General features: G+C 71.6%; 19 protein-coding genes and 5 pseudogenes. 8 read left to right on the top strand and 16 right to left on the bottom strand.

The window, feature by feature from the left end:
- Positions 1-67: 67 nt before the first annotated feature.
- Positions 68-570, top strand: a pseudogene (locus I6J71_RS48410) (leucine zipper domain-containing protein); the annotation flags it as partial.
- A 7-nt stretch (positions 571-577) separates the two neighbouring features.
- Here I6J71_RS48410 and I6J71_RS19075 read toward each other — a convergent pair.
- Positions 578-1,909, bottom strand: coding sequence for an NlpC/P60 family protein (locus I6J71_RS19075; RefSeq protein WP_204097136.1), 1,332 nt, complete (start codon positions 1,907-1,909; stop codon positions 578-580).
- A gap of 376 nt (positions 1,910-2,285) precedes the next feature.
- On the opposite strand from I6J71_RS19075, the gene I6J71_RS19070 reads away from it, so the two are divergent.
- Entirely contained in the window at positions 2,286-5,096 is a 2,811-nt protein-coding gene (locus I6J71_RS19070) for an aconitate hydratase (RefSeq protein WP_239155036.1), read from the top strand.
- A gap of 79 nt (positions 5,097-5,175) precedes the next feature.
- Here the strand turns inward: I6J71_RS19070 and I6J71_RS50840 are convergent.
- From I6J71_RS50840 to I6J71_RS19025, 10 genes and pseudogenes are all read right to left on the bottom strand, one after another.
- Positions 5,176-5,778 (bottom strand): annotated as a pseudogene (locus I6J71_RS50840) (phospholipase C).
- Positions 5,730-6,461: pseudogene (locus I6J71_RS50835) on the bottom strand (hypothetical protein); the annotation flags it as partial. The pseudogenes I6J71_RS50835 and I6J71_RS50840, both read right to left, overlap by 49 nt.
- A gap of 228 nt (positions 6,462-6,689) precedes the next feature.
- Positions 6,690-7,842, bottom strand: a pseudogene (locus tag I6J71_RS19060) (Dyp-type peroxidase); the annotation flags it as partial.
- Positions 7,839-8,294: a hypothetical protein gene (locus I6J71_RS48405; RefSeq protein ID WP_239155034.1), complete on the bottom strand. Its 456-nt coding sequence runs from the start codon at positions 8,292-8,294 to the stop codon at positions 7,839-7,841. The gene I6J71_RS48405 and the pseudogene I6J71_RS19060, both read right to left, overlap by 4 nt.
- A gap of 364 nt (positions 8,295-8,658) precedes the next feature.
- Positions 8,659-9,129 (bottom strand): nitroreductase family deazaflavin-dependent oxidoreductase, encoded by a 471-nt coding sequence (locus I6J71_RS19050; protein WP_204095929.1) that lies wholly within the window; start codon positions 9,127-9,129, stop codon positions 8,659-8,661.
- Entirely contained in the window at positions 9,122-10,093 is a 972-nt protein-coding gene (egtD, locus tag I6J71_RS19045) for an L-histidine N(alpha)-methyltransferase (RefSeq protein ID WP_204095928.1), read from the bottom strand. The genes I6J71_RS19050 and egtD overlap by 8 nt, the downstream gene beginning before the upstream one ends.
- Positions 10,090-10,854, bottom strand: coding sequence for an ergothioneine biosynthesis protein EgtC (gene egtC / locus I6J71_RS19040; protein ID WP_204095927.1), 765 nt, complete (start codon positions 10,852-10,854; stop codon positions 10,090-10,092). Before egtC ends, egtD begins: the two co-directional genes overlap by 4 nt.
- A gap of 4 nt (positions 10,855-10,858) precedes the next feature.
- Positions 10,859-12,208, bottom strand: a complete 1,350-nt coding sequence (gene egtB, locus I6J71_RS19035) for an ergothioneine biosynthesis protein EgtB (protein WP_204095926.1) — start codon at positions 12,206-12,208, stop codon at positions 10,859-10,861.
- Positions 12,205-13,467 (bottom strand): glutamate-cysteine ligase family protein, encoded by a 1,263-nt coding sequence (locus tag I6J71_RS19030; protein ID WP_204095925.1) that lies wholly within the window; start codon positions 13,465-13,467, stop codon positions 12,205-12,207. Before I6J71_RS19030 ends, egtB begins: the two co-directional genes overlap by 4 nt.
- A gap of 179 nt (positions 13,468-13,646) precedes the next feature.
- Complete coding sequence (locus tag I6J71_RS19025) at positions 13,647-14,573, bottom strand: LysR family transcriptional regulator (protein WP_204095924.1); 927 nt, start codon at positions 14,571-14,573, stop codon at positions 13,647-13,649.
- Positions 14,574-14,693: 120 nt separating this feature from the next.
- On the opposite strand from I6J71_RS19025, the gene I6J71_RS19020 reads away from it, so the two are divergent.
- Positions 14,694-15,893: a Glu/Leu/Phe/Val dehydrogenase gene (locus I6J71_RS19020; protein ID WP_204095923.1), complete on the top strand. Its 1,200-nt coding sequence runs from the start codon at positions 14,694-14,696 to the stop codon at positions 15,891-15,893.
- Between the two features lie 339 nt (positions 15,894-16,232).
- On the opposite strand, the pseudogene pip reads toward I6J71_RS19020, so the two are convergent.
- The 5 genes and pseudogenes from pip to I6J71_RS18995 form a co-directional block, all read right to left on the bottom strand.
- A pseudogene (gene pip / locus I6J71_RS19015) lies at positions 16,233-17,179 on the bottom strand (prolyl aminopeptidase).
- Between the two features lie 2 nt (positions 17,180-17,181).
- Complete coding sequence (locus tag I6J71_RS19010) at positions 17,182-17,904, bottom strand: ESX secretion-associated protein EspG (protein ID WP_239155032.1); 723 nt, start codon at positions 17,902-17,904, stop codon at positions 17,182-17,184.
- 23 nt (positions 17,905-17,927) lie between these two features.
- Complete coding sequence (locus I6J71_RS19005; RefSeq protein ID WP_204095921.1) at positions 17,928-19,205, bottom strand: WXG100 family type VII secretion target; 1,278 nt, start codon at positions 19,203-19,205, stop codon at positions 17,928-17,930.
- Entirely contained in the window at positions 19,206-19,850 is a 645-nt protein-coding gene (locus I6J71_RS19000) for a DUF3558 domain-containing protein (protein WP_239155030.1), read from the bottom strand.
- Positions 19,847-20,239: a hypothetical protein gene (locus tag I6J71_RS18995; RefSeq protein ID WP_204095920.1), complete on the bottom strand. Its 393-nt coding sequence runs from the start codon at positions 20,237-20,239 to the stop codon at positions 19,847-19,849. The genes I6J71_RS19000 and I6J71_RS18995 overlap by 4 nt, the downstream gene beginning before the upstream one ends.
- 184 nt (positions 20,240-20,423) lie before the next feature.
- On the opposite strand from I6J71_RS18995, the gene I6J71_RS18990 reads away from it, so the two are divergent.
- The 5 genes from I6J71_RS18990 (at position 20,424) to I6J71_RS18970 (ending at position 25,095) form a co-directional block, all read left to right on the top strand.
- Positions 20,424-21,011, top strand: coding sequence for a TetR/AcrR family transcriptional regulator (locus I6J71_RS18990; protein WP_204095919.1), 588 nt, complete (start codon positions 20,424-20,426; stop codon positions 21,009-21,011).
- A 28-nt stretch (positions 21,012-21,039) separates the two neighbouring features.
- Positions 21,040-21,621 (top strand): TIGR03086 family metal-binding protein, encoded by a 582-nt coding sequence (locus tag I6J71_RS18985; protein WP_239155028.1) that lies wholly within the window; start codon positions 21,040-21,042, stop codon positions 21,619-21,621.
- A gap of 203 nt (positions 21,622-21,824) precedes the next feature.
- The gene (locus tag I6J71_RS18980; RefSeq protein ID WP_204095918.1) at positions 21,825-23,177 is read left to right on the top strand and encodes a hemolysin family protein; all 1,353 of its coding nucleotides are present in this window, start codon (positions 21,825-21,827) and stop codon (positions 23,175-23,177) included.
- Positions 23,174-24,217 carry a hemolysin family protein gene (locus tag I6J71_RS18975; RefSeq protein ID WP_204095917.1) on the top strand — a complete coding sequence of 348 codons (1,044 nt, stop codon included), beginning with the start codon at positions 23,174-23,176 and terminating at the stop codon, positions 24,215-24,217. Before I6J71_RS18980 ends, I6J71_RS18975 begins: the two co-directional genes overlap by 4 nt.
- Positions 24,214-25,095, top strand: coding sequence for a 3-methyladenine DNA glycosylase (locus tag I6J71_RS18970; RefSeq protein ID WP_204095916.1), 882 nt, complete (start codon positions 24,214-24,216; stop codon positions 25,093-25,095). The genes I6J71_RS18975 and I6J71_RS18970 overlap by 4 nt, the downstream gene beginning before the upstream one ends.
- The last annotated feature ends 46 nt before the right edge of the window (positions 25,096-25,141 follow it).

The following is a 25,141-nucleotide window of genomic DNA, read 5'->3' as shown; positions in this document are numbered from 1 at the left end:
GATGATCTTGGCGGGAGGGAGGGCCCGGTGTGGATTGCGACGCCTACACCGCTCAACGGAGACCCTCGTGACCCACGCCGACGCACCCCTGACTCCGACCGGCAGGCTGTGGCTTCCGCACTGTCGTGGACGAGGGCTGGTCTCTGCGGCGGGCTGCGGAGCGGTTCCAGGTGCCGGTGTCCACCGTGCTGCGATGGCCCGACCGCGACCGCGAGCACGGCGAAGCCGACCTGGCACGACAGGTCCAGCCGACCACGCAGCAGCCCGAACCAGACGCCCAGCAGAACCGAGCGAAGGATCATCAAGGTCTCGGTGGCCCGCCGGTGGACACCAGCCCGGATCGCCTCTCTGCTCGGGCTCAACCCGTCCACGGTGCTCCGGGTCCTGGTTCGTTACCGATGTTCCCGGCCGGCCCATCTCGACCGGGCCCCCAGCCGGCCGGTCCGTCGCTACGAGCACGCCGCACCCGTCGACCTGGTGCATGTCGACATCAAGAAGCTGGGCGCCATCCCCGACGACGGCGGGCACCGTGTCACCGACCGCGCCACCGGGCTGCGGAACAAGAAAGCCCAGGTCGTCAGCCGATCAGCCGGGTCGCGTACGGCATGATGCCGCCGTAGCGCACAGCGGTCACGCGCACGTACGAGCCGGACTGCGGGGCCTCCACCATCTGCCCACCGCCGAGATACAGGGCGACGTGGTGGATACCGCCGGGGCCGCCCCAGAAGAGCATGTCGCCGCGGCGCATCTGGGACAGCGGGACGCGGCGGCCGGACGTGTACTGGTAACCGCTGTAGTGCGGGAGGGCCCGGACGCCGGCGAAGGCGTAGATCATCAAGCCGGAGCAGTCGAAGCCGATCTTGCGGTAGTCGCCGTACATGTCGGCGACGCCGCCGTCGTGGATGCCGCGGGTGGGGCCACTGCCGTTGCCGCCACCCCACGCGTACGGGCGGCCCAGCTGCGACAGCGCCCGCGCGATCACGGCCTCGATCGACGACCCCGCCGCCGGTGACGGCCGGCCACCTCCCCCGCCGCCCGACGGGTGCTTGCCCAGCGCCGCCTGACGGGCGCGCTCCTCGTCCTCGCGCTGCTTCTGCGCGAGCCAGTCCTGGTACCGCTGCCGCTGGCCTTGCAGGCCGTTGACCTTGGACTGCGCCGCGTAAAGCTGCTGCTCCACCGAGGATTTGCTCGCCTCGAGCTGCTGGTTCTGCGTGGCCTGCGACTGCTGGGCTTGCACGGCCGCGGCCTGCGCCGCGTCCGCACCCGACTTGGCCTGCCGCGCCGCGTCCTGCTTCTGCTGCGCGACCTCGACGGCCTTGCGCGCGGCGGCGTCCTTGTTGGACTTCGCCGTCTGCGCCTGCTCGAGCCGGTCCAGCGCGTTGAGCCGCGAACCGCCGATGGCGTCGAGCATCTGGGCGCGCGCGAGCAGGTCCTTCGGGCTGTCGGCGGTGAGGTACGCGGCGACGGAACCGACCGTGCTGCCCTGTTCGAAGCTGGCGGCGGCGAACGTCTTCAGGTCCTGGCGCGCCTTCTCGATCGCGCCCGCGGCCGCGTCGGCCTCCTTGCGCGCAGCCTGCGCCGCCTGCTCGGCCTGCGCCGCGGCGTCCTGCGCGGTCTGCAGGTCGACCAGGGCCTTCATGGCCTGTTCCTGTTTCAGCTCGACGTCGTCCTGCAGCGAGCTGAGCTTCTGCTCGGCCTGCGCGAGCTGGTTGGTGAGCTTGCCGACCTCGCCGGCCTTCTCACTGGCCGCGGCCTTCGAGGAGTCGAGCTCGGAGTCGCTCGGGTTCGGCGGGGGCGGCGGCACCGCCAGGCCCGTGCCCGTTGCTCCGAACAGGACCACGAGCGCGAAGGCGCCGACGGTGAGCCCACGCCGCACGCCCGGTCTGCCGACCCGTCCACGCCGGACCACCACGACCCGCCACCTCCGCTTCACCTGCGCCGAGCAGCAGTGATCACACCGCGTGCCACTGCAGTCACACCACTATCACAAGCCTCAGGCGGAACTCACACACCGTAGACACCATTTCCCCTCATCGGGGGACCCCCGGGGTCTGGCGTGTCCGAATGGCCCAGCTCACCCCGCGTGCCGTCTTGAAGTGAATACAGGACACGCGTACTGTTTGGGTCGACGGACGACATGTGCCATCCCGATTCCGGTCCTACGGTGGGGGTGCGCAAGACTCGGCCGTGGTCTCCCCGAGAGCCGTGGAACACACCGAACACACACCGAACTGACCCGGGACGGACGCCCGCAAAGGCGCGAGTCCATGCCACTGGAGTTAGACGTGACTGCACCTGCCAGCAAGGACAGCTTCGGCGCCAAAGACACGCTGAAGGTGGGAGACGCCTCGTACGAGGTCTTCCGCCTGAACAAGGTCGAGGGTGCCGAGCGCCTGCCCTACAGCCTGAAGATCCTGCTCGAGAACCTGCTGCGCACCGAGGACGGCGCGAACATCACCGCCGACCACATCCGCGCGCTCGGCGGCTGGGACCCCAGCGCCGACCCGTCGATCGAGATCCAGTTCACGCCGGCCCGCGTGATCATGCAGGACTTCACCGGTGTGCCGTGCGTCGTCGACCTCGCCACCATGCGCGAGGCCGTCACCGACCTGGGTGGCGACCCGGACAAGGTCAACCCGCTGGCCCCGGCCGAGCTGGTCATCGACCACTCCGTGATCATCGACGTGTTCGGCCGCGCCGACGCCTTCGAGCGCAACGTGGAGATCGAGTACGAGCGCAACCGCGAGCGCTACCAGTTCCTGCGCTGGGGCCAGGGTGCCTTCGACGAGTTCAAGGTCGTCCCGCCGGGCACGGGCATCGTGCACCAGGTCAACATCGAGCACCTGGCCCGCACGGTGATGTCCCGCAACGGCCAGGCCTACCCGGACTCCTGCGTCGGCACCGACTCGCACACCACGATGGTCAACGGCCTCGGCGTGCTGGGCTGGGGCGTCGGTGGCATCGAGGCCGAGGCCGCCATGCTGGGCCAGCCGGTGTCGATGCTCATCCCGCGCGTCGTCGGCTTCAAGCTCACCGGCGAGATCCCGGCCGGCGTGACCGCGACCGACGTGGTGCTCACGATCACCGAGATGCTGCGCCGCCACGGCGTGGTCGGCAAGTTCGTCGAGTTCTACGGCGAGAGCGTCGCCCAGGTGCCGCTGGCCAACCGCGCCACCATCGGCAACATGAGCCCGGAGTTCGGCTCCACCGCGGCGATCTTCCCGATCGACGACGAGACCATCCGCTACCTCAAGCTCACCGGCCGTTCGGCCGAGCAGGTCGCCCTCGTGGAAACCTACGCCAAGGAGCAGGGCCTCTGGCACGACCCGGCGCACGAGGCGAGCTACTCCGAGTACCTCGAGCTGGACCTCTCCACCGTCGTGCCCTCGATCGCCGGCCCGAAGCGCCCGCAGGACCGCATCGAGCTGTCCGACGCGAAGTCCTCGTTCCGCAAGTCGGTGCACGACTACGCCGAGGACGAGCTCCCGACGCCGCACACCAACGTCGACGAGACCGTCGAGGAGACCTTCCCCGCCTCCGACCCGGCCGCGCTGTCCTTCGCGGACGAGTCCGCCGTGCCGGTGCACTCGGCCGCCAACGGTGCCACCGGGCGCCCGACCAAGCCGGTCAAGGTGTCGAGCGCCGACCGCGGCGAGTTCATCCTCGACCACGGCGCCGTGGTGATCGCGTCGATCACCTCCTGCACCAACACCTCCAACCCGTCGGTGATGCTGGCCGCCGCGCTGCTGGCGCGCAACGCGGTCGAGAAGGGCCTCTCGGTCAAGCCGTGGGTCAAGACGTCGATGGCGCCGGGCTCGCAGGTCGTCACCGACTACTACGACAAGGCCGGCCTCTGGCCCTACCTCGAGAAGCTGGGCTACCACCTGGTCGGCTACGGCTGCACCACCTGCATCGGCAACTCGGGCCCGCTCTCCGACGAGATCTCCGCGGCGATCCAGGAGAACGACCTCACCGCCGTGTCCGTGCTCTCGGGCAACCGCAACTTCGAGGGCCGGATCAACCCGGACGTCAAGATGAACTACCTGGCCTCGCCGCCGCTGGTGATCGCGTACGCGCTGGCCGGCACGATGGACTTCGACTTCGCGACCCAGCCGCTGGGCCAGGACGCGCAGGGCAACGACGTGTTCCTGAAGGACATCTGGCCGTCGCCGCAGGAGATCCAGCAGACGATCGACTCCGCGATCACGCAGGAGATGTTCACCAAGGACTACGCCGACGTCTTCGACGGCGGCGAGCGCTGGAAGTCGCTGCCGACCCCGCAGGGCAAGACGTTCGAGTGGGACGCGGAGTCCACCTACGTGCGCAAGCCCCCGTACTTCGACGGCATGTCCGCCGAACCGGCTCCGGTGCAGGACATCTCCGGTGCCCGGGTGCTGGCGAAGCTGGGCGACTCGGTCACCACCGACCACATCTCCCCGGCCGGCGCGATCAAGGCCGACAGCCCGGCGGGCCGCTACCTCACCGAGCACGGCATCGAGCGCAAGGACTTCAACTCCTACGGCTCGCGCCGCGGCAACCACGAGGTGATGATCCGCGGCACCTTCGCGAACATCCGGCTCCGCAACCAGCTGCTGGACGACGTGCAGGGCGGCTACACCCGCGACTTCACGCAGGAAGGCGCCCCGCAGGCGTTCATCTACGACGCCGCGCAGAACTACGCCGCCGCGGGCACTCCGCTGGTCGTGCTGGGTGGCAAGGAGTACGGCTCGGGTTCGTCGCGTGACTGGGCGGCCAAGGGCACCTCGCTGTTGGGTGTGCGCGCCGTGATCACCGAGTCGTTCGAGCGCATCCACCGCTCGAACCTGATCGGCATGGGTGTCATCCCGCTGCAGTTCCCCGACGGCGAGTCCGCCGCGTCGCTGAAGCTCGACGGCACGGAGACGTTCGACATCTCCGGCATCACCAAGCTGAACGAGGGCGAGACCCCGCGCACGGTGCACGTCACGGCCACCAAGGAAGACGGCACCAAGGTCGAGTTCGACGCCACCGTCCGCATCGACACCCCGGGCGAGGCCGACTACTACCGCAACGGCGGCATCCTGCAGTACGTGCTGCGCAAGATGACCAACGCCTGAGCCTGACCGCCGAAGGCCGCTCCGGGACTCCCCGGGGCGGCCTTCGCTGTTTCGTCAGGCTGCTCGGGGAATCCCCGGTTCAGCGGACCACCGCGCCGGTCTTCGGGTCGAGTTCTAGAGGTTTCGCCTTCGGGTGGGCGAAGTCGAACATGCCTGTCAGCGGTGCGGCCAGCGCGTCGAACGAGCCGTCGCCGATGCGGCCGAGGTGCCAGTTGTCCTCGATGAACCGCAGCACCGACGTCTGGTCCGTCATGGTGTGGTCGACGTGGTTCACGCGGCTGTGGGGCGAGATCACGAGCAGCGGCAGGCGCGGGCCGTAGCCACAGCGGTCGGCGTAGCCGCCGAGGCGCACGGGGCGCGAGGTGCAGACTGCCGAGTCCTGGGCGGAGTCGTGCGAGCCGTTGACGATCTTCGAGGGCACGTGGTCGTACCAGCCGTCGGAGTCGTCGTAGGCGAGGACGATCGCGGTGTCGCGCCAGCGCGGTGAGGCCTGGACGCGGTTGATCTCCTACACCACGAACGCCTGCTCGTCGAGCGGGTCGGAGTAGCCGGCGTGTCCGTCCTGGTAGGACGGTGCCTTGAGGAAGCTCACCGCGGGCATCGTGCCGGCCGCGAGCGCGTCGTTGAAGTCGCTCACGTCGTACTGGTGGTTGCCTTGGTCGCTCTGGCCCGCGGCGGGCAGCGAGCTCGGCGGCAGGTGCTCGACGTTGGCCGTTGACTCGTGGTCCTGGAACGGTTCGTGGTGCGGGCTGTAGTCCACTGCGGGGGATCCCACCGACGTTGGGGTGCTGCGCACCGCAGACCGCGTAACCGTTCGCCGCACCGGTGGGCCTGAAGCCGCCTTCGAACCAGCCCCACGTGACGTGGGGGGCGTTGAGCAGGTCGCCGACGTTGCGGCCCAGGAACGCTCCGAGGTTGTCGGTGGCGGTGTGGTTCTTGTCGGAGCAGTCGTCGAACGCCGGGTCCGGGTCGGTGATCATCGTGCCGACGCCGTGCTCGTCGGGCGAGGCCGCCGTGTTCGGATCGACCTTCGGCTCGCGCGTCACGGAGTCCACCGGCTGCAGGCCGTGGGTCTGCCCGGAGATCAGGTTGATCGCGCGGCTGGACGGGCCGAACGGGCTGACCCGTGCACTTGTCCTTCTCGGTGTTCTCGACGAACTTGTCCTTCCTGCCGCCGTTGAAGGCGGCCTGTTCCTTGTTGTAGTCGTGGGCCTGATCGCAGGTGAGCGCCTGGTCGGGACTCAGGCGCTTCGGGTTGTACGCGTTGGGGTTGCCGGTCAGGAGCTTGTGGTCGAGCCCGTTGACCTTCGGCGTGCGCGGCGCGGCGTGGAACGGGGTGCCGTTCTCGTTGGTGGCGTGGGGATACGTGCCGAAGTAGTGGTCGAACGAGATGTTGTCGCCGAAGATCACCACCACGTGCTTGATCGGCGTCGCGGTGGCGAACGTCGACGCGTCCACGGCGTGCCCGGGCACCGCCGGTGCCGCTGCACTGCTCGCGCACGCCGCAGCCAGCAGCGCCGCCGCGCCCAGCGCCCCCGCGGCGAGCGCGGTCCTCCTCCTGCTCCTGCCCACGACGTGCCCCTTCCCGTTCAGGCGCAGCAACGCCCGGCCGTAGTGATCGGCCGGGTCCGTCACGCCGGGGAGCAGGTAGAAGTACCCACCTCCGAACGGCGAGACGTAGTCCGTGAGCGGCTCGCCTTCGAGCCGCTTCTGCACCGCCTCGAACTGGCGCTCGAGGTCGCGCTGGTAACACGTGAACACCAGGCCCAGGTCGAGGTTGCCGTTGGTGTCCACGCTGAGGTCGTAGTTCACCGCGCGGCGCAGCAGCTGCTCGCCGCCGGTCTGCGGCGTACGCGGGTTGGCCAGGCGGATGTGGCTGGTCACGGGATCACGGTGCCGATGGGATCTTCGGCGTAGCGCGGTTCGTCGTGCTCCTCGGCGCCATCGAGCGGAGCGCCGGTGTCGCGGCGGCGGCCGATCACGTTCTCCTGCTCCGCCAGGGACACGCGGTCCCAGAACTCAACGAGCATCCGGATCAGCCGCACCACCTGGTAGCTGCCGCCGTCGTCCATCCACACGAGACGGTCGAACTCGGCCGGCTGCGAGTTGGCGGTGCCGTCCTTGAAGCCGAGCAGGTTGCGCGGGGTGCCGGCCGGGCGCGGCGGGGAGGTGAAGCCGTCGATCTTCCAGCGGACCTGCATCCCGCCGCGGGTCGCGCGGGCCACGTCGCGCAGGGCGTGCAGCACGGTGTCGGGTTCGGCCGCCGACAGCACGAGGCTGAGGTCGCCGTGGCACCAACGCTGCTCGAGCGCGTCGTCGGGGAACACCGGCATCGGCTTGAGCTTCGCCGGTTTGCGCACGGCGAGGCCGTAACGATCGTCGAACAGCGACGAACCACGCCGACGAGCACCGCCAGCTCCCGCGCCGGCACCTCGGGCCCGAGCACACCGCAGTCGGCGGGCGGCCCGGTGATGCCGAGCGCAGCCGGCGCGCCGCCCGCGGTGAGGAAGGCGGCGCGGTCGGTCAGCTCGCGCAGCAAGTCGGTCAGCTCGCCGCGATTCTCCGCGACCACGTCGAACGCCGCGACGATCGAATGCCGCGCCGGCTCACTCAGCACCGCGGCCTGACGCGGGCCGCGGAACGGCACCGGCCCGGCCGCCGATGCGCTCCCGCCGAGGCCCACCAGTCCCGCGCCCGCCCCGGCGGCCGCCGCGCCCCGCAGGAACGCGCGCCGCCCGAGTGTCACGACACCCTCCTCGGTTGGGCGATCGCCGCGATCGGGGCGAGGCGTTCGGTGAGCTCCGCGACGTCGGCGTTGATCTTCTCGCGCCGGGTCCGGTCGAGGGCGGTCAGCGCCGTGCTCCCGGCCGCGCGCAGGTCGCGCTCGGTGCGATCGAGCCACGCATCGAGGCCGGGCAGGCCCGCGAACCGGGTCGTGAGCAGCGGCCGGAGCACGTCGAGCGCGGTGCGGGTGCCGGTGATGGTGGCCAGCGCCGTGGCGAAGGTGCCGTGGCTGCCGTAGTCGGTGCGGCCGGTGAGCTCGAACTGCAGGGTGGTCTCGGCGATCTCGTGCGCGCGCAGCGGCAGGTCGTTCTGGTCGGCCTGCGTGTCGGCGAAGTCGGTGCGCAGCTGGTCCACGCCGGCATCGAGCCGAGTCGCGACGGGGTCGAGCGCGGCGAGGTCTTCGTTGTGCCACAACCCTTTCTCCGTACACCGCGCCGGTGGTGGGGTCGATGAGCTCGACTTCCGGTGTCACCGCTGAGTCGTTGCGCACCTGGAGCGTCTGCTGTCCCGGCGGAGGGGCCACCCAGCCGCTGCCGCAGCCTGAGCGTGACGCGACGATCGGGCCTGCGGCGGCCCGCTCGTCCGTACGGCTGACGGTGACGACCACCCCGGCGGCAGCCACGACGAGGCCGACCAACGCCGCCCAGCCCCAGGCGGCCCAGTGCCTCACCCGCACCACAGGTGAACTTCTGGCGAACAGGTTCACGAATCCGCACACACCTGACAAGAGCTCTATCCCGTTTTGCCCGATTCTCGCCGGCCGTTCTGCCCGGGCGAGCTAGCGACGGGACAGCACGAACACCGGCAGCGGCCGCGCCGCCGCCGCGCGCTCCATGTCGTAACCCGGCCAGAAGGCGAGCAGCTCCGACCACATGCGGTCGTACTCCGCGCCTTCGAGCTCGCGGGCCTTGACCGCCACAACCCTGCCCCGGATGGCCACCGTCGCCTTCGGCTCGGCGCGCAGGTTGTAGGTCCACGCCGGATTCTTCGGCCGCCCCCAGTTGGAGCCGGTCAGCACGAAGTCTTCGCCGTGGGGGAAGTACAGCAGGTTCGTGCTGCGGGGCAGGCCGCTCTTGCGCCCGGTCGTGGTCAGGCGCAGTGACGGCAGGCCCGCGATGCCGACGAGGCTCACCCGGCCGCCGAAGAAGCGGTGCAGCCGCTGGTCGGTCCAGATGATGCCGGGGGACAACGTCATCACCCACGGCTGCGTGCCGAGCTTGCGGGCGAGCGGCTCGAGAGGGTTACGCACGCACAGATCTTGCCAAACTCACCCCGAACCGCTGCTCGGAGTCCGTCCACCAGCGCTCGACGGCGAACCCGGCGGCCGCCAGTTCTGCCTCGACGCCGCTGCGCCGGAACTTCGCGGAAATCTCCGTGCGGATGTGCTCACCCGCCGCGAAGTGCACCGAGAGGTCGGCGCCGGGGACGTCGACGGTGACCTCACGCCGGGCGCGCAGCCACATCTCGATCCACTCGTGCTCCTCGTCCCAATGGGACACGTGCTCGAACGCGTCGATCTCGAAGTTCGCGCCGAGGCCCTCGTTGATCACGCGCAGCACGTTGCGGTTGAACGCCGCCGTGACGCCGGCCGCGTCGTCGTAGGCGCGTTCGAGGGTCTCGCGGTCCTTGACGAGGTCGGTGCCCAGCAGCAGCCACTCCCCTTCGTCGAGCACGTCGCGCACCGAACGCAGGAAGACCGCGCGCTCGTCGGGCAGGAAGTTGCCGATGGTGCCGCCGAGGAAGGCCACCACGCGCGGCGCCGTGCCGGGGAGCAGCTGCAGGTGCTGGGTGAAGTCGCCGACGACGCCGCGCACCTCCAGCTTCGGGTAGTCCGCCGCGATCGCCTCGGCCGCGTCGGCCAGCGCCGACTCCGACACGTCCAGCGGGATGAACGCCTCCAGCGTGCCGTGCTCGGTGAGCGCGTCGAGCAGCAGCCGAGTCTTCTCACTCGAGCCCGAACCCAGCTCGACGAGCGTGTGCGCGTCGGTGAGCCGGGCGACGTCGCCAGCGCGCGCGGCGAGGATCTCGCGCTCGCTGCGGGTCGGGTAGTACTCGGGCAGCTCGGTGATCTTCTCGAACAGCTCGCTGCCCTCGGCGTCGTAGAACCACTTGGGTGGCAACCACTTCTGCTTCGCCGTCAGGCCGGCGCGCACGTCCGCGCGCAGTTCGCCCGCGACGTCGCGCCGATGGCTTTCGAGGTCCACGTCGGTCATGAGGCGGCACTCCGATCGGAGGTCAGGGGAATCACGTCGGCCACGCCACGGCGGATCCGCACGGCGTGGTGGTCGGGCACGGCGGTCCACGCCGGGTCCGGGTCGTACGGCTCGGACGCCAGCACCACGCCCTCCGCCGTCGAAAGCATCGACAACGAGTGCGTCCACGTGGTGCCGATCAGCGTCTCGCCGTCGGTCAGCAGGAAGTTGAGCCGCGAGGCCGGTGCCGCCGCCTCGACCTCGCCGATGAGGTCGGTGACCGCGGCCAGCGGGTCGGCGCCCGCCCGCAGCCGGGCGCGCAGCAGCGCCCACAGCAGCACCGAGTCGGTCGGCGCCTCCAGCGTCAGCAGTTCGGTGACGTCGAGCGCCTTCGCCAGTCCGGCCACCGAACGGGGCCAGCCACGCACGACACCGTTGTGGCTGAACAGCCACCGCCCGTCGGTGAACGGTGCCGCGGCCGCCTCGGTCACCGGCATCCCGGTGGTGCCGTTGCGGGCCGCGGCCACGAACGCCGTGGTCCGGACCGACGCGGCCAGGGCGGGCAGCGTGTCGTCCGTCCACAGAGGAGACTGGCGGCGGTAGCGCTGCGGAGCGCCACCCGGCTCGGGGTACCAGCCGAGGCCGAAGCCGTCGGCGTTGACCGAGCCGCCGCCGCGCATGTCGCGCGGCGCGTACGACTGCACGAGCAGCGCGTGCGGAGCGGTGAACACCGGCTCGGCCGGTGAGACGGGCGCGCCGAGATAAGCGAGATGCCGGCACACGCCGTCAGCTCACCTCGCCGGGCCGGGGGTCGCGGGCGCAGCGGAAGCCGGAGAAGATCTGCCGCCGGATCGGGTAGTCCCAGTTGCGGAACGTCCCGCGGATCGCCGCCGCGTCGGTGCCGAACGACCCGCCGCGCAGCACCTTGTACTCCGGGCCGAAGAACACCTCCGAGTACTCGCGGTACGGGAACGACGCGAAGCCGGGGTACCCGTGGAAATCGGTGCTCGTCCACTCCCACACGTCGCCGATCAGCTGGCGGATCCCCAGCGGCGACTCCCCCGTCGGGTAGGCGCCCGCCTCGGCCGCGCGCAGGTGGCGCTGTCCCAGGTTGGCGTGCTCGGCCGTCGGCTCCTCGTCGCCCCACGGGAAGCGGCGCGAGCGGCCGGTCGCCGGGTCGTGGCGCGCGGCCTTCTCCCACTCGGCCTCGGTGGGCAGCCGCCTGCCCGCCCACGCTGCGTAGGCCTCGGCTTCGTAGTACGACACGTGCACAACGGGCTCTTTCACCGGCACCGGCTCGCGCACGCCGAACCGGGTGCGCCACCAGCCGTCCGGCTCGCGGTACCAGAACCGCGGTGCGGTGATGTCGTGCTCCTGCCGGTAGGCCCAGCCGGCGGCGCTCCAGAACCGGCGCTGGTCGTAACCACCTGACTCCAGGAACTCGACGTACGCGCCGCACGTGACCGGTGTGGTGTCGAGGAAGAACGCCGGGACGTCGACCTCGTGGGCCGGGCGTTCGTTGTCGAGCGCCCACGGCTCGGCCGACGTGCCCATGGTGAACCGGCCGCCCGGCACGAGGACCTCAGCGGGGCGCCGGCCCCGCGGCGCGCGAGGCGGCTCCGGGGCGTGGAGCACCGGTTCGCCCTGGCGCAGCTGGTGCGTGGCCAGCATGGTCTCGTCGTGCTGCTGCTCGTGCTGGGTGATCATGCCGAAGGCGAACGCGCTCTCGGTGAGCCGCCGGCCCTCCAGTGGCGCCTTCTCCAGCACGTCGAACGCCTTCTCGCGGACCTCGCGCACATACGCCCGGGCCTCGGCCGGACCCAGCAGCGGCAGGTCCGGCCGGTCGGCGCGCTTGTGCTGGAACGCGTCGTAGAGGTCGTCGATGTCCGGGCGCAGCGGCTCACGGCCGCCGACGTCGCGGACGAGCCACAGCTCCTCCTGGCTCCCGATGTGCGCGAGGTCCCAGACCAGCGGCGACATGAGCTTCGAGTGCTGGCGCACCAGGTCCTCGTCGTCGACGGCGTCGGTGAGGGCGACGCTTCGGGCCCGTGCCCGCGTGAGGGCTTCGGCCGCGTGGGCCCGCAAGTCCTGCGGGCTCAGCTCGAGCAGCGGGTTGTGCTCGGGGGTGACGCTCATCGCTGGTGACTCCTCGATCCGTTCACGCGTGCACGCACGCTTTCGGCGATCTCGGTGGTGGTTTCGGTGTCCAGACCGGTGGTCCCCAGCTCGGTGATCCCGAGCTCCACCACGTCCTTGGCGACAGCGGCGATGCTGTCGTCCTGCAGCCCGGCACGGGCGGCGTCGGCCCAGCGGCCCGCGACCGGCGCGCACAGCTCGCGCACCTCGTCCACTGTGGACGGGCGGGCGAGCAGCGCCGAGACGAGGGCGACCGGGGGCAGCCACTCCCTTGGCGGCTGGGCGTCGAGGTAGCGGATCTCGAGGTACCCGTGGGGCCGTACCGGGGTGAACATCGTGGTGAGGTGGTAGTCGAGGTCCTCGACGGTCGGCGGGCTCAGGACCGCTGCCGCGCCGCGGCCGCAGATCCAGTCGCCGAACGTCAGTCCGTCGGGCGCGTCCCACGGCCGGTCGCCGCGGGGCAGCACCATGAGCGGCGTGTCCATCATCCGCCGCCCCCAGCCGGCGGCCGGATCGGGCCCGGGGTCGGCCGCGCGCGTGCGCACCGGCTCCGTGTCCATCACCGCGAGCCAGCGCGCCGACTCGGTGCCGGTGTCACGACCGGCACGCACCCGGGAGTTCGCGAAGGTGGCCAGCAGCGGCGGGCCCATGAGGTGCGCCGCCGCCCAGCGGGCCGCGACGTCTTCGCCCTCTCCGACGTCGACGCAGATCTGCAGCCCGGCGGTGCTGCACATCATCGTGATCCCGCCGTCGCCGAGCGGTGCGAACCGCCGCTCCATCGCGGCGTAGCGGGGGGTGTGCAGGACCCGCCGCGGCGGGCGGTGCGCGTCGATGCCCGACTCGCCGAGCTCGAGACCGTGGCGGGCGAGAAGGGTGGTGAGAAAGGAGAGGTCGGCCGAAGCGACTGCGTTCAGCTCACGCAGCGAGGCCTGGGGAAGGGTGGAGATCTCCACCTGGCAGCCGGGCTCGAGACTCACGGGAGAGCCCGCGGGGAGCGGGGCTGCGGGACTGTCGGGGCGCAGGGTCCGCGGGGCGTGCGGACCCAGTGCCGTGGCCAGGACATCGGGATCGAGCGGGCGGGCCGGGTCCTCGGTGTGGTGCACAGTGAACTCGAGCTCCACGCCCAGCAGTCTCGGTGGGCCGTGCTTGAAGCACACCGAGGCGACGTACGCCTCCCCGGCCGCGCGGTCGGCGAGCACCCGCGCAGTCCGGTTCGACGCACTTCCGGACTTTTCCGGAAAATCGTGCACCGCAGTCATCGTTCGCCGTCCGATCGAAGGAGGCCCGCGGGGTGGGACCTCGTGCCTTCGGACGCTACACGCGGGGCCCGACAAAATCAGGGCCACGCAGCCGGGGGCGGCATTCACAAGAATCTCGTAAGGACTACTGACCTGCGTGTTCACCGTGAACATCCCGGATCACCGGGCCATCAGGGTGATCACGGGAGCGCCGGTTCGGTGCCCAGCCCGAGTTCCGCGGCCGCGGCCTGCACCGCGCTGATCACCAGGTGCAGCGCCGGGCGCCGGATCTCCGTGCGCCGGTAGGCGATGGACACGGTCCGCAGCAGGGGCGTCGTCAGCGTGACCACGTCGATGCCCGGCGGGCGCAGCAGCCGCAATCCCAGGTCCGACACCAGCGTGACGCCCAGGCCCGCGCCGACCATCGCCATGGCCGTGGACTGCTCCTCCACCTCGTGGTTGATCTTCGGCGCGAACCCGTGGCGCTGGCACGCCATGCGCATCGCGCGGCCGAAGTGCGACTTGGGGCTCGCGAGGATCCACGGGTGCTCGGCCAGCTCGTCCAGCGACGCCGAACCGCCGGGCACCGCGCCCGCCGGCACCGCGGCGTGCAGCCGCTCGACGGCGACCACGGCGCGTTCCAGCCCGGCGTCCCACTGCATCGGCGCGTCGGAGTAGTCGATCACGAACGACAGGTCGAGGGTGCCGTCGCGGACCGCCTCGGCCGTGTCCTCGGGGGCCAGCTCGCGCGTTTTGAGCTGGATGCCCGGGTACTCGGCGGCCAGCGCCGTGAGCGCCGTCGGCAGCAGGCCCGACGCGACCGACGCCCACACCCCCGCGGTCAGCCGGGCGGACATCGTGCCCTGGGCTTCCTCCAAGGCCAGCGTCGCCCGTTCGACGGACCCCAGGATCTCCTCGGCGTGCTCGGTCAGCAGCACGCCCAGCTCGGTCAGCTGCACGCGCCGGCCGAGCCGTTCGAACAACTTCGCGCCCACGTCCCGTTCGAGCTGCGCCAGCTGCTGCGACACGGCCGAAGCCGTGTAGTGCAGCGCGGCCGCGGCAGCGGTCACCGTCCCCCGGCGCCGCAGCTCCCGGAGCATCCGCAGGCGGTGCAACGAAAGCTCCATGCAGGAACCCTAAACAACTTCGTGCAGCTTCGTTAAATGGACGCGAAGCCGGGTCCACCAGCACCCTCGAATGCGGCGGCCGACCCGGGCCGCCCCCGACTCCTGGAGGTGAGTGGCCCGATGCTTCCGCAGAACGCCGAACCGTTGATGAGGCTGACGTGGACCGACCCCGTCACCGGCGCGCACGGCTACCTGGTCGTGCACAGCCTCGTGTCCGGCGTCGCCACGGGTGGCACGCGGATGCGGGCGGGCTGCACCATGGGCGAGGTCGAGGACCTCGCGCGCGGGATGGCGAACAAGACGGCCACGTTCAACCTCCCGGTCGGCGGCGCCAAGGGCGGCCTCGACTTCGACCCCAAGGACCCGCGGGCCTTCGGTGTGCTCACGCGGTTCTGCGAGTTCCTGCGCCCGTGGCTCGACGCCTGCTGGGTGACGGCCGAGGACCTCGGCGTGCCGCAGCACCTCATCGACTTGGTGTTCGAGAAGCTCGGGCTCGAGCAGTCCTACCACGCCGCGATCCACCGTTCGGCCGACCCGGCGCGCACACTGCGCCGCGTGCAGGCGGGCCTCAACGCCCCCGTGCCGGGCGGGCTGCTGCTGGGTGACGTGATCGGCGGTTACGGCGTCGCGCAGGCCTGCCTCGGCGCCGCGGCCGCGTGGGGCTGGGACAGCGGCGAGACGACCGTCGCGATCCAGGGCATCGGCACCATGGGTGGTGGCGCCGCCTGGTACCTGCACGAAGCGGGCGTGAAGGTGGTCGCGGTGGCCGACGCCGCCGGCACCCTGCACGATCCGGCGGGTCTGGACATCCCGGCGCTGCTGGAGCTGCGCGACCGCTTCGGCGAGGTGGACCGCACAAGGCTGCCCGAGGGCGTGCGCACGCTGCCGCGCGAAGCGATCGTCTCGACCGACGCCGACATCCTCGTGCCCGCCGCGATCTCGTACGCGCTGCACGTGGACAACGAGAACCTCGTGAAGGCCAAGGTCGTCGTGGAAGCCGCCAATGCCGCCACGACCCCGGAGGCCGAGGCCGCTCTGTCCGCCCGCGGCGTCGCGGTGATCCCCGATTTCGTCGCGAACGCGGGCGCCGCGGCCTGGGCGTGGTGGCTGCTGCTTGGCGAGGTGGGCGCCGACCCGGCCGACTCGTTCCTGCGGCTGCGCACGGAGATGCAGGCGAAGGTGGCACTGCTGCTGGCCGAGTGGCACCTCGACCGCGTCCCGCCTCGCGTCACCGGCCTGCGGCTGGCCGAGGAGACGCGCGCCGCGAGGGCCGCGGACGCCCAGGCGGACGAGGGCGCGCCGGCGCTGCTCATCCCGTAGAGCCGGGGGTCGCGCGGTGTCCCGGACCGGGGCGGGGCACCGCGCGAAGCTTCCCCGGCCGCTGATCGGTGCCCGGCCGTCAGGCGGCGAGCCGGCCGAGGGTGGCCACGACGGCCTCGGCCAGGGATCCGGTGTCCGCGGTGTGCCGGAGTCGGAGACCAGCCCGGATTCGGCGTCCCGCAAGGGTGCTTGAGACGGGCCCTTCCTCGCCGGGCCGCCGGCGGCAACCACCGCCGACCCGAAGTCCATCGGGTGCCGGAATCGGCGAACGGCACCAGCTCCCGCTCGTCGAGCGCGGGTCCCAGCAGGAAACTGTCCTGGACCTGTCCCGCCCGGCCGTCAGGCGGCGAGCCGGTCGAGCGTGGCCACGACGGCCTCGGCCAGGGATCCGGTGTCCGCGGTGTGCCCGGAGTCGGAGACCAGCACCAGTTCGGCGTCCGGCAGGGCGTGGTCGAGCAGCCACGGCGTGCCGGCGAGATTGCCGAGGTCGAGGAAGCCCTGCGGGAGCACCGTGGGGATCCCGGCGAGCAGGTGGGCGTCGCGCAGGATGGCGCCGTCGGTGGAGAAGCAGGTGTTGGCGACGTAGTACGTCACGAGGCGGGCGAACGCGAGCCGGTAGGCCGGATCGGCGAAGCGCGGCGAGGGGAATTCCCGAGACAGGATCGCGTCCTCCCACTCGCACCAGCGGCGGGCGGCCGGTTCGTGGACGGCGGGATCGGGATCCATCAGCAGCCGGTGGTAGGCACGAGCGAGGTCGCCGTCGCGGTCTTGCGCGGGGACGCCGTCGCGGAACTTGGCGAACGCCTGGGGGAAGACCGCGCCGCGCCCGCGTGTGAGCAGGTCGAGCTCGGACTGCCGGTCGGTGGCGAGGCTCAGCAGCACCAGCTCGCTCACGCGGTTCGGGTGGCGTTGGGCGTACAGCAACGAAAGTGCCGAGCCCCACGAACCGCCGGGCAGCAGCCAGCGGTTGATGCCCAGGGTGGTGCGCAGCAGCTCCCCGTCGGCGATCAGGTGGGGAGTGGTGTTCGCGGAGAGGTCGGCGACCGGTTCGCCGGCGTGCGGGGTGCTGCGGCCGCAGCCGCGCTGGTCGAACAGCACCACGCGGTAGCGCGCGGGGTCGAAGAACCGGCGGTGCCCGGGGTGCAGCCGGCGCCGGGGCCGCCATGCACCACCAGCGCCGGTTTGCCGTCCGGGTTGCCGCACTCCTCCCAGTACACGGAGTGGCCGTCGCCGGCGTGGAGCCGGCCCGTGCGGTACGGGGTGATCTCGGGGTACAGGCCGGGCATCGTCAGTCCAGTTCGGTGGCCAGTTCGCGCAGCGTCCGGCACAGGTCGGCCGGCGCGGCGGGGCCGAGATGGATCACGGCGTCCGCGCCGACACCGGTGGTGTAGCTGAAGTAGCGGCCCCAGTCCGTGTCGGCGTAGTGCAGCGGCGCCGCCAGGCACACGCGGCGGCCCACTTCGTCGCGGCGGGCGGCGTACAGCTCACCGCTGCCGTGAACGGGGCGCTGCACCAGCCTGACGAGGTCGGCGAGCGCCGGCGCCGGCGCGTCCGCGTCATCGCCGCCGCGGGCGGCGTCCGCGAGGTCGGAAACCCGGACCGAACGCGGGCTTCCGCCGCCCGCACCGACGTGCGGGAGCTGCTCGACGAAGGTCTCGACCAGCCGCTGCCGGTCGATCTCCTGCACACCCACCTGCTCGCCGTCGGACACCGCGAGCACGGCCTGCAACCCGCCGGCCGCGACGAGCACGCCGTAGGTGCGCCCGTCGACGGAAACCCACCCGTAGTACTCCCGGGCGGGCCGGGCCAGCAGCGGCAGCCAGTCGAGGAACGCGACGGTGGCGCGGCCACGCGCGTCGACGAGGCCGGCTTCGGCGAGCGCGGCGTCGATGCGCTTGGCCGCTTCCTCGCGTTCGAGGTCGGACAGCCACACGGGCTCGGGCCGCAGGGTCACGTGCAACGAGCCCACCTGCTCGCGTTCGGCCAGCGCCGCGAGCGCCTCGAGAGGCACGTCGACCCGTCTCGCCACCGCCGTCACTCGCCGATGACCGGCGGGATCGTCCGCTGGTCGGTGCCGAAGAGGGCGTCGGGGTCGGCTTCGACGAGGTAGTCGGGACGGCGGTGTTCGGCGTCCTCCTCCTCTTCCCCGCGACGGCCGGCCCCACTCGCGGATCCCATCGGCCCGCCCCGGCCCGCCGACGCTCCTCGCGCCGCGGCCGCTTCCTCGGCGGCGACCCCCTTCGGACCACGGGCGCCGGACCGTGCGCCGGCGCCACCGCGCGAGCCACCCGGCTCCCCCGCACCGCCGGGCCGGCCGCCGGCCACCCCGCGCCCCGGCGAGCTTTCCGGGCTGCCGCCGACCAGCCCGGCCGGACCGGGAACGGACGTCGCTCCGGTGTCCGGGACGAAGAGCGTGCCACCCGGGCGGCCGGGCCCGAACGGCTGGTCCGGACCGCCCAGCACCCGCGTGCCGGGCGGCGGGAGCGTGTCGGTGCCGCCGGTGCTGCTCTGCGCCGTCGTGGTGCCGGCCGGGTCGTGCGCGCCCCCGGCGTGCGGACCTCCGGTGCTGCTCGTGTCGTGCCCGCCCGTGGTGGCGTGGTTGCCAGTGGCGTGGTTTCCGGTGCCGGGGGGCGTGGACGTCGCGGTGCCGGTGGTCTGGACGCCGGTCGCCGCGGTGTGGTCCGTCGTCGTGCCGGCCGTCGAGGTGCCCGGCGTCGTCGTTCCCCCGCCGCCGGGGAGGGTCACCTGCCCCGACGGCGCCGGCGTCGACAGCCTAATGGCCGCGCCGTCGGACTCGAGCGTGCCGTACTGCGTCGGCAGCACCGACTTCGTGCTCGTGGTGACCCCGTTGTACTGGTCCATCACGCGCACGTTCGTGTCGTTGGCGGCGTTGTACTCGTTCAGCTTGTCCTGGTAGGAGTTCTGGTCGTGGGCCGCCATGAACGGCCCGGCGATCGGGATGGCAGCCTTCAGCCCCGTCGTCCACGGGTTGGGCTTGTCCGGCTTCGGCGGCACCTCGACCACCGCGTGGCTCGACTCCTCGAAGCTGCCGGCCTGCATTTCGACCGACGCGTTGGTCATGTCGAGCGGGTCCGCCGTGTTCGCGAACGCCTTCTCCAGCGGTCCCGCGCCGGCGTTGGCGGCGTCGGCCGCGTCGCCCTGCCACGACTTCGCCATGCGGTCCTGGAGATCCTTGATGCTCTGCGCCCGCTCCAGGTACGCCGAAGACAGCTGCTGCACCTGCGTGGCCGCGGCACGCAGCCCCGAGGTGTTGCCGTTTCTGAAGTTGTCGTAGATCTGCTTGCCGTCCACCTAAGCCCCCTTGAGTGTGCCGACGACGGCGGCCGCCACGGTTTCCGCGACGTGGCAGGAATCCTGCTCGCCCTGGTACCCCAGCGCGGCGACCGAGAAGACGAGGTCGTCGGCGATGCCGACGTCGAGGCCGCAGTCGCCCTGCGCACGGCGGTCCCGCAGTCCCGTGTAGACGGCGGGGTACCCGGCGACCGCGGGCGCGGGTGCGAGGAACCCGACCTGCCCGGCGGCTTTGCCCTGGTACAGGCCCGAAAGCCCACCGATGCCGCGATCGCGGTTGCCGGTGAGCAGTCCCACTTGGACGCTCAGTCCCCCGGCGCCGATCAGCCAGCCGCAGTACGGGCCGGCGGAGGTGTCCGCGGCGGCCGCGGTGTGCGGCTCGCCGGGGCTGCTGTATCCCAGGGGCGCGAGCACCGAGGGTGGCACGGTCCGGCACGGGTCGCCCACATACGCGGACACGTCCAGCGGGTGGTCGACCCGCGCAACAGCGGGATCCGGCGCGCCGGAGTTCGCCGGGGAACTCGCCGACACCGCCGCGGGCTGTGCGGCGCCCCCGGTCGCGGCGGAGCACGCGACGAGCACAGCCGAACCGAGGACCACGGCGCACCCGAGGGCCGCCGGTCGAGCGAACTCGGCCACGGTCACCGGGCCTGTGCGAACGTGTCGCCGGCCACCTGGTCGGCGGCGACGGTCTTGCCGCGGGCCGCCTTGAGCTTCTCGACGTAGCCCTGCACGTACTTGCGCATCGACTCGTTCTGGTCCTCGAGCGCCCGCAGCGAGTCGAGCCCGGTGCCGGCGTAGCCGGTGCTGGCCGGGTCGGTGCCGGGCGCGCGGAGGTTGTCGGAGATGGCGCGGATGGTCTGGGCGTCCTCGGTGATCTTCGTGAGCTGGTCCTCCCACAGCCCGATCACGGTGTCGAGCTCCGCGAGGTCCATCTCGAACGTGCCGCCGCCACCGCCGCCGTACACGGGAGCGCGGCCGGCCACGTCGCCGAAGACGGTTTGCGCCGCACGGCCTGCTTCGCCGATGATCAAGGCCGATCCCTTTCCCCAGTCTCACTCACCGTGATCACGCACAGCGTAGTCACCGGCCCCGTCCGTGTCAGCAGAACGTGGCCAAGGTGAGACGAAGAACGGCAGGGCGCGGTTCCGGCAACTCGGGGTCACAGTACGTACGTACGGATTGCGAAAGCCCCGTCCCAGATGTCAGGATTCGAGGATGCCACGGGTCAGCCAGGATCACCTCGACGCACGCCGGCGCCAGATCCTCGACGGTTCGCGCGTGTGCTTCGCCCGCTACGGGTACGAGGGTGCCACAGTTCGCCGCCTCGAAGAGGCCACGGGGCTCTCGCGCGGGGCGATCTTCCACCACTTCCGCGACAAGGAGTCGCTGTTCCTCGCCCTCGCCGAGGACGACGCGGTGCGGATGGCCGACGTCGTGGCCGAGCAGGGCCTCGTGCAGGTCATGCGTGAGCTGCTCGCCGGCGACAGCGAGCACCCCGCCGACTGGCTCGGCACGCGCCTGGAGGTCTCGCGCCGCCTGCGGACCGACCCGGAGTTCCGCGCGCGCTGGGCCGAGCGCTCCGAGCAGCTGACCACCGCGACCCGCGAACGCCTCACGCGCCAGCGCGAAGCGGGCAACCTGCGCGACGACGTGGACGTCGACGTGCTCACCGCGTTCCTCGAACTCGTCCTCGAAGGCCTGGTCTCGCACTTGGCGATGGGCCTGCCCGGCGACGACCTCGGCCCGGTGCTCGACCTGGTCGAGGAGACCGTCCGCCGGCACCGGCCCGGCGCCACCCGATAGATTTCCGCGCTGCGCGACCCGGGAATTCGTGTTGAATGTGCCCGTGCACCTCCTCGACGCCCACGCGCGAGCCCTCGAAGTGTTCGACCGGGCCGTGCACGAAACCGGCCCCGCCGACTGGCGGCGCGCCACCCCGTGCGCCGGGTGGTCCGTCCGCGACCTGGTCAACCATCTCGTGGCCGAACAGCTGTGGGCGCCGTTGCTGCTCGACGGTGCCACTTTGGACGACGTCGGCGACCGCTTCGACGGCGACGTGCTCGGCGACGACCCGGTCGCGGCGTGGGAGACGGCCGCCGCGGCCGCGCGCGAAGCGTGGGTCGCGCCGGGCGTGCTGCAGCGCACCGTGCACGTCTCCTTCGGACTGATCCCCGCCGAAGAGTACGGCTGGCAGATGGTGCTCGACCTCGCGGTGCACGGCTGGGACCTCGCGATGGCGCTCGGCAAGCCCAACCCGGTGCCGTCCGACCTGGCCGCGCACCTGCTCGAGGTGCTGCGTCCGATGGTCGACGACTGGCAGGGCATCGGCCTGTTCGACCCGCCGGTCGCGGTGGGCCGCGGCGCGAGCGCGGCGACGCGGCTGGTCGCACTGCTGGGCCGCCGGCCGCGCTGAGCCGTCCGACACACGGCGCACTCCCCCGGCGCTCGTCGGGCACACGTTAGGATTGTCGGCATCGTCGCAGTACAAGCCGATTCATCTTCGCTAGGAGTGACTCCACACGTGCGCGCCGCGCAGTCGCCCGGTGACAGTACCGGGCCGGGTCGACGACCCGGCTTCCCGCCAGCCGCCCCCTCGCCCTCCGTGGGCGGTGCGGCATGACCCACGTCCTGCTCTCCGTCCTCGGCGTGTTCCTGTTCGTCCTGCTCACGATCGGCACCGGCCTCGCCGTCGCCGCGGAGTTCTCGCTCACCGCGCTTGAGCGCAGCACGGTCGAGGCCGACGTCCGCCAGAACGGCGACCGCCGCTCGCTCGCGGTGCAGAAGGCCCACCGCACGCTGAGCTTCCAGCTCTCCGGCGCGCAGGTCGCGATCACGCTGACCACGCTGGTCACCGGTTATCTGGCCGAGCCGCTCATCGGCGAGCTCGTGCGCCCGCTCTTCGACTCGGTGGGGTTCTCCACCGCCGTCGCCGCCGGCATCTCGGTGGTCGTCGCGCTGGTCCTGGCCACGTTCCTGTCGATGATCCTCGGCGAGATGGTGCCGAAGAACATCGCGATCGCGCGCCCGCTGATCACGGCTCGCGCCGTCACCGGCTACCACTCGAAGTTTTCGGCGCTGTTCCGCTGGCTCATCACGCTGATGAACAACAGCGCCAACTTCGTGGTGCGCAAGTTCGGTGTGGAGCCGCAGGAAGAACTGCGGTCGGCGCGCTCCCCGCAGGAGCTCGGCTCGATCGTGCGCTCCAGCGCCGAGAGCGGGAAGCTCGACACGTCCACGGCGGAGCTGCTGGACCGGTCGCTGCGCTTCGGCGAGCGCACCGCGGAGGAACTGATGACCCCGCGGGTGCAGGTTGAGTCGCTGACCGTCGACGACACGATCAACGACCTCATCGAGATCTCGCGCCGCACCGGGTTCTCGCGGTTCCCCGTGTACCGCGAGGACCTCGACGATGTGCAGGGCGCCGTGCACGTCAAGCAGGTGTTCGCCGTCGCGGCCGACGAACGCGCGACCGTCCCCATCGCCTCGGTGATGCGCCCGGTCCCGACCGTGCCCGAATCGCTCTCGGGCGACGACCTGCTCAACCGCCTGCGCGACTCGCGCTACCAGCTCGCCCTCGTCGTCGACGAATACGGCGGCACGGCGGGACTCGTGACGCTCGAGGACGTGGTCGAGGAGATCATCGGCGACGTCCGCGACGAGCACGACGAGCGCGAAGCCCCGGCCTCGCAACAGGTCGGCTCCGACAGCTGGCTGGTGTCCGGCCAGCTGCGCTCGGACGAGGTCAGCGAGGTCACCGGGTTCCGCATGCCCGACGGCGACTACGAGACCATCGCCGGCCTGATCCTGGAGCGGCTCGGCCGCATCCCCGCCGAGGGTGACGCGGCCGTGGTCGACGGCTGGCGGCTCACCGTCACGTGCATGGACCGGCACCGGATCGCCGAGGTCGAGGTGCGGCCCGTCGAGCCGGTGGCCGAACCGCAGACCGCCGGGCACGAGGTGATCGCGTGAACGACTGGCTGAACATCGCCCTCGTCGTGGTGCTGCTGCTGGCGAACGCGTTCTTCGTCGGCGCCGAGTTCACCCTGATCTCCTCGCGCCGCGACCGGCTGGAAGCGTTGCTGGAACAGGGGAAGACGCGCGCGAAGATCGTGATCGGCGCGAGCATGCACGTGTCGCGCATGCTCGCCGGCGCGCAGCTGGGCATCACCATCTGCTCGCTGCTGCTGGGCCGGCTGGGCGAACCCGCGGTGGCGCACCGGCTCTCCGGGTTCTTCGACCTGCTCGGGCTGCCCCAGCAGGTGCTGCACCCGGTGTCGTTCGCGATCGCGCTGGCGTTCATCACGATGCTGCACGTGCTCGTCGGCGAGATGGTCCCGAAGAACCTCGCGATCGCCGAGCCGGAGCGGCTCGCGCTGTGGCTGGTCCCGGCGCACGTCGCGTGGGTGAAGCTCGCGAACCCGGTGATCTGGTTCCTGAACTTCGTGGCGAACTCGATCCTGCGCCTGGTGAAGGTGGAACCCAAGGACGAGCTGGAGACGGCCTACACGTCCGACGAGCTGGCCGAGCTGCTGAGCGAGTCGCGCCGGGAAGGCCTGCTGGACCAGTCGGAGCACCAGCGGCTCTCGCAGACGCTGTCGTCGGTCGCGAAGACCGTCTCCGACGTGCTGGTGCCGACCGCGCAGCTCACGACCCTCCCTTGTGGACCGACGCTCGGCGACGTCGAGCGCGCGGTGTCCTCCACCGGGTTCTCGCGTTTCCCGGTCTGCACCGACGACGGCACGCTCACCGGCTACATCCACGTGAAGGACGTGCTCGACCTCGTGGGTCAGAGCCCGGACACGAGCGTGCCGGACTCGAAGACGCGCCCGCTCACCGAACTGCGCGCCGACGCGCGGCTGGACGTGGCGCTTTCGGCCATGCGCAAGGAAGGCAGCCACCTCGCGCGGGCGCTCGACGCCGCGGGCCACGCCGTCGGGGTCGTCGCGCTCGAGGACCTCGTCGAGGAGTACGTGGGCACCGTGCGCGACGGCACCCACGTGATGGCATGACCGGGCCGGTCGTGCTCGCCGAGCCGCAGTGGCGGGCCCGGGAACGGGCCCACGTCCAGCGGATGCGGGCGTGGATCGCCCCGCACCAGGAGCGCCGGGCGCGGGGCGAGAAGCACCCGGTGCTCGACTTCCTGTTCACGTACTACTCGTACCGGCCCGGTCACCTCGAGCGCTGGCAACCGGGCCCGGGCGTGGTGCTCGCCGGCCCGGGCGCGCGCCGGTTCCTCGACCGGCCCGCCTATGTCGAGACCGACGACGGCGTGACGCTCGACCCGGCCGCGTTCACCGGCCGCCGCGTGAGCACCGCGGAGTTCGTGCTGCGGCTGCTCGACGCCACCGCGTCGCGCTCGCCGCGCCTGAGCTGCTTCGGGCTGCACGAGTGGGCGATGGTCTACGGCGAACCCGCGGCGGAGGTGCGCCACTCGCAGGTACCGCTGCGCCTGGGCTCGGCCGGGACCGACCGCGTGGTGGAGGCGCTGGAGATCCGCTGCGGCCACTTCGACGCCTTCCGGTTCTTCACCCCGCCCGCGCGGCAGCGCAACACGCTCGAGCCGGCGCGCGAGAACCAGGTCGAGTTCGAGCAGCCGGGCTGCCTGCACGCCAACATGGATCTGTTCAAGTGGGCTTACAAGCTCGACCCGTTCGTCCCAGCCGAGCTGGTGGCCGACTGCTTCGAGCTCGCGGCCGACATCCGCGAACTCGACATGCGGGCGAGCCCGTATGATCTTGCCGGGTACGGCTACTCGGCCGTCCGCATCGAGACACCGGAGGGTCGGGCGGAGTACGCCCGTGCGCAGGGCGCTTTCGCGCGCCGCGCGGCACCGTTGCGAGCTCGGCTGATCGAGCACTGCCGTCACCTGCTCGGCGGCAATAGGTGAATTGGGCACAGACCGTGCAACTGTGAGTCATGTTATTCACCCAGGG

Source organism: Amycolatopsis sp. FDAARGOS 1241, from assembly GCF_016889705.1.
Lineage (GTDB): Bacteria > Actinomycetota > Actinomycetes > Mycobacteriales > Pseudonocardiaceae > Amycolatopsis.
This window is presented reverse-complemented; position numbering and strand designations above follow the sequence as displayed.

Bases quoted from the DNA above. Each gene is read 5' to 3' on its own strand.
- egtD (WP_204095928.1), bottom strand. From the start codon at position 10,093: ATGACCGACGTGGACCTCGAAAGCCATCGGCGCGACGTCGCGGGCGAA.
- egtB (WP_204095926.1), bottom strand. From the start codon at position 12,208: ATGAGCGTCACCCCCGAGCACAACCCGCTGCTCGAGCTGAGCCCGCAG.
- I6J71_RS19030 (WP_204095925.1), bottom strand. From the start codon at position 13,467: ATGACTGCGGTGCACGATTTTCCGGAAAAGTCCGGAAGTGCGTCGAAC.
- I6J71_RS19025 (WP_204095924.1), bottom strand. From the start codon at position 14,573: ATGGAGCTTTCGTTGCACCGCCTGCGGATGCTCCGGGAGCTGCGGCGC.
- I6J71_RS19020 (WP_204095923.1), top strand. From the start codon at position 14,694: ATGCTTCCGCAGAACGCCGAACCGTTGATGAGGCTGACGTGGACCGAC.
- I6J71_RS18990 (WP_204095919.1), top strand. From the start codon at position 20,424: ATGCCACGGGTCAGCCAGGATCACCTCGACGCACGCCGGCGCCAGATC.
- I6J71_RS18980 (WP_204095918.1), top strand. From the start codon at position 21,825: ATGACCCACGTCCTGCTCTCCGTCCTCGGCGTGTTCCTGTTCGTCCTG.
- I6J71_RS18970 (WP_204095916.1), top strand. From the start codon at position 24,214: ATGACCGGGCCGGTCGTGCTCGCCGAGCCGCAGTGGCGGGCCCGGGAA.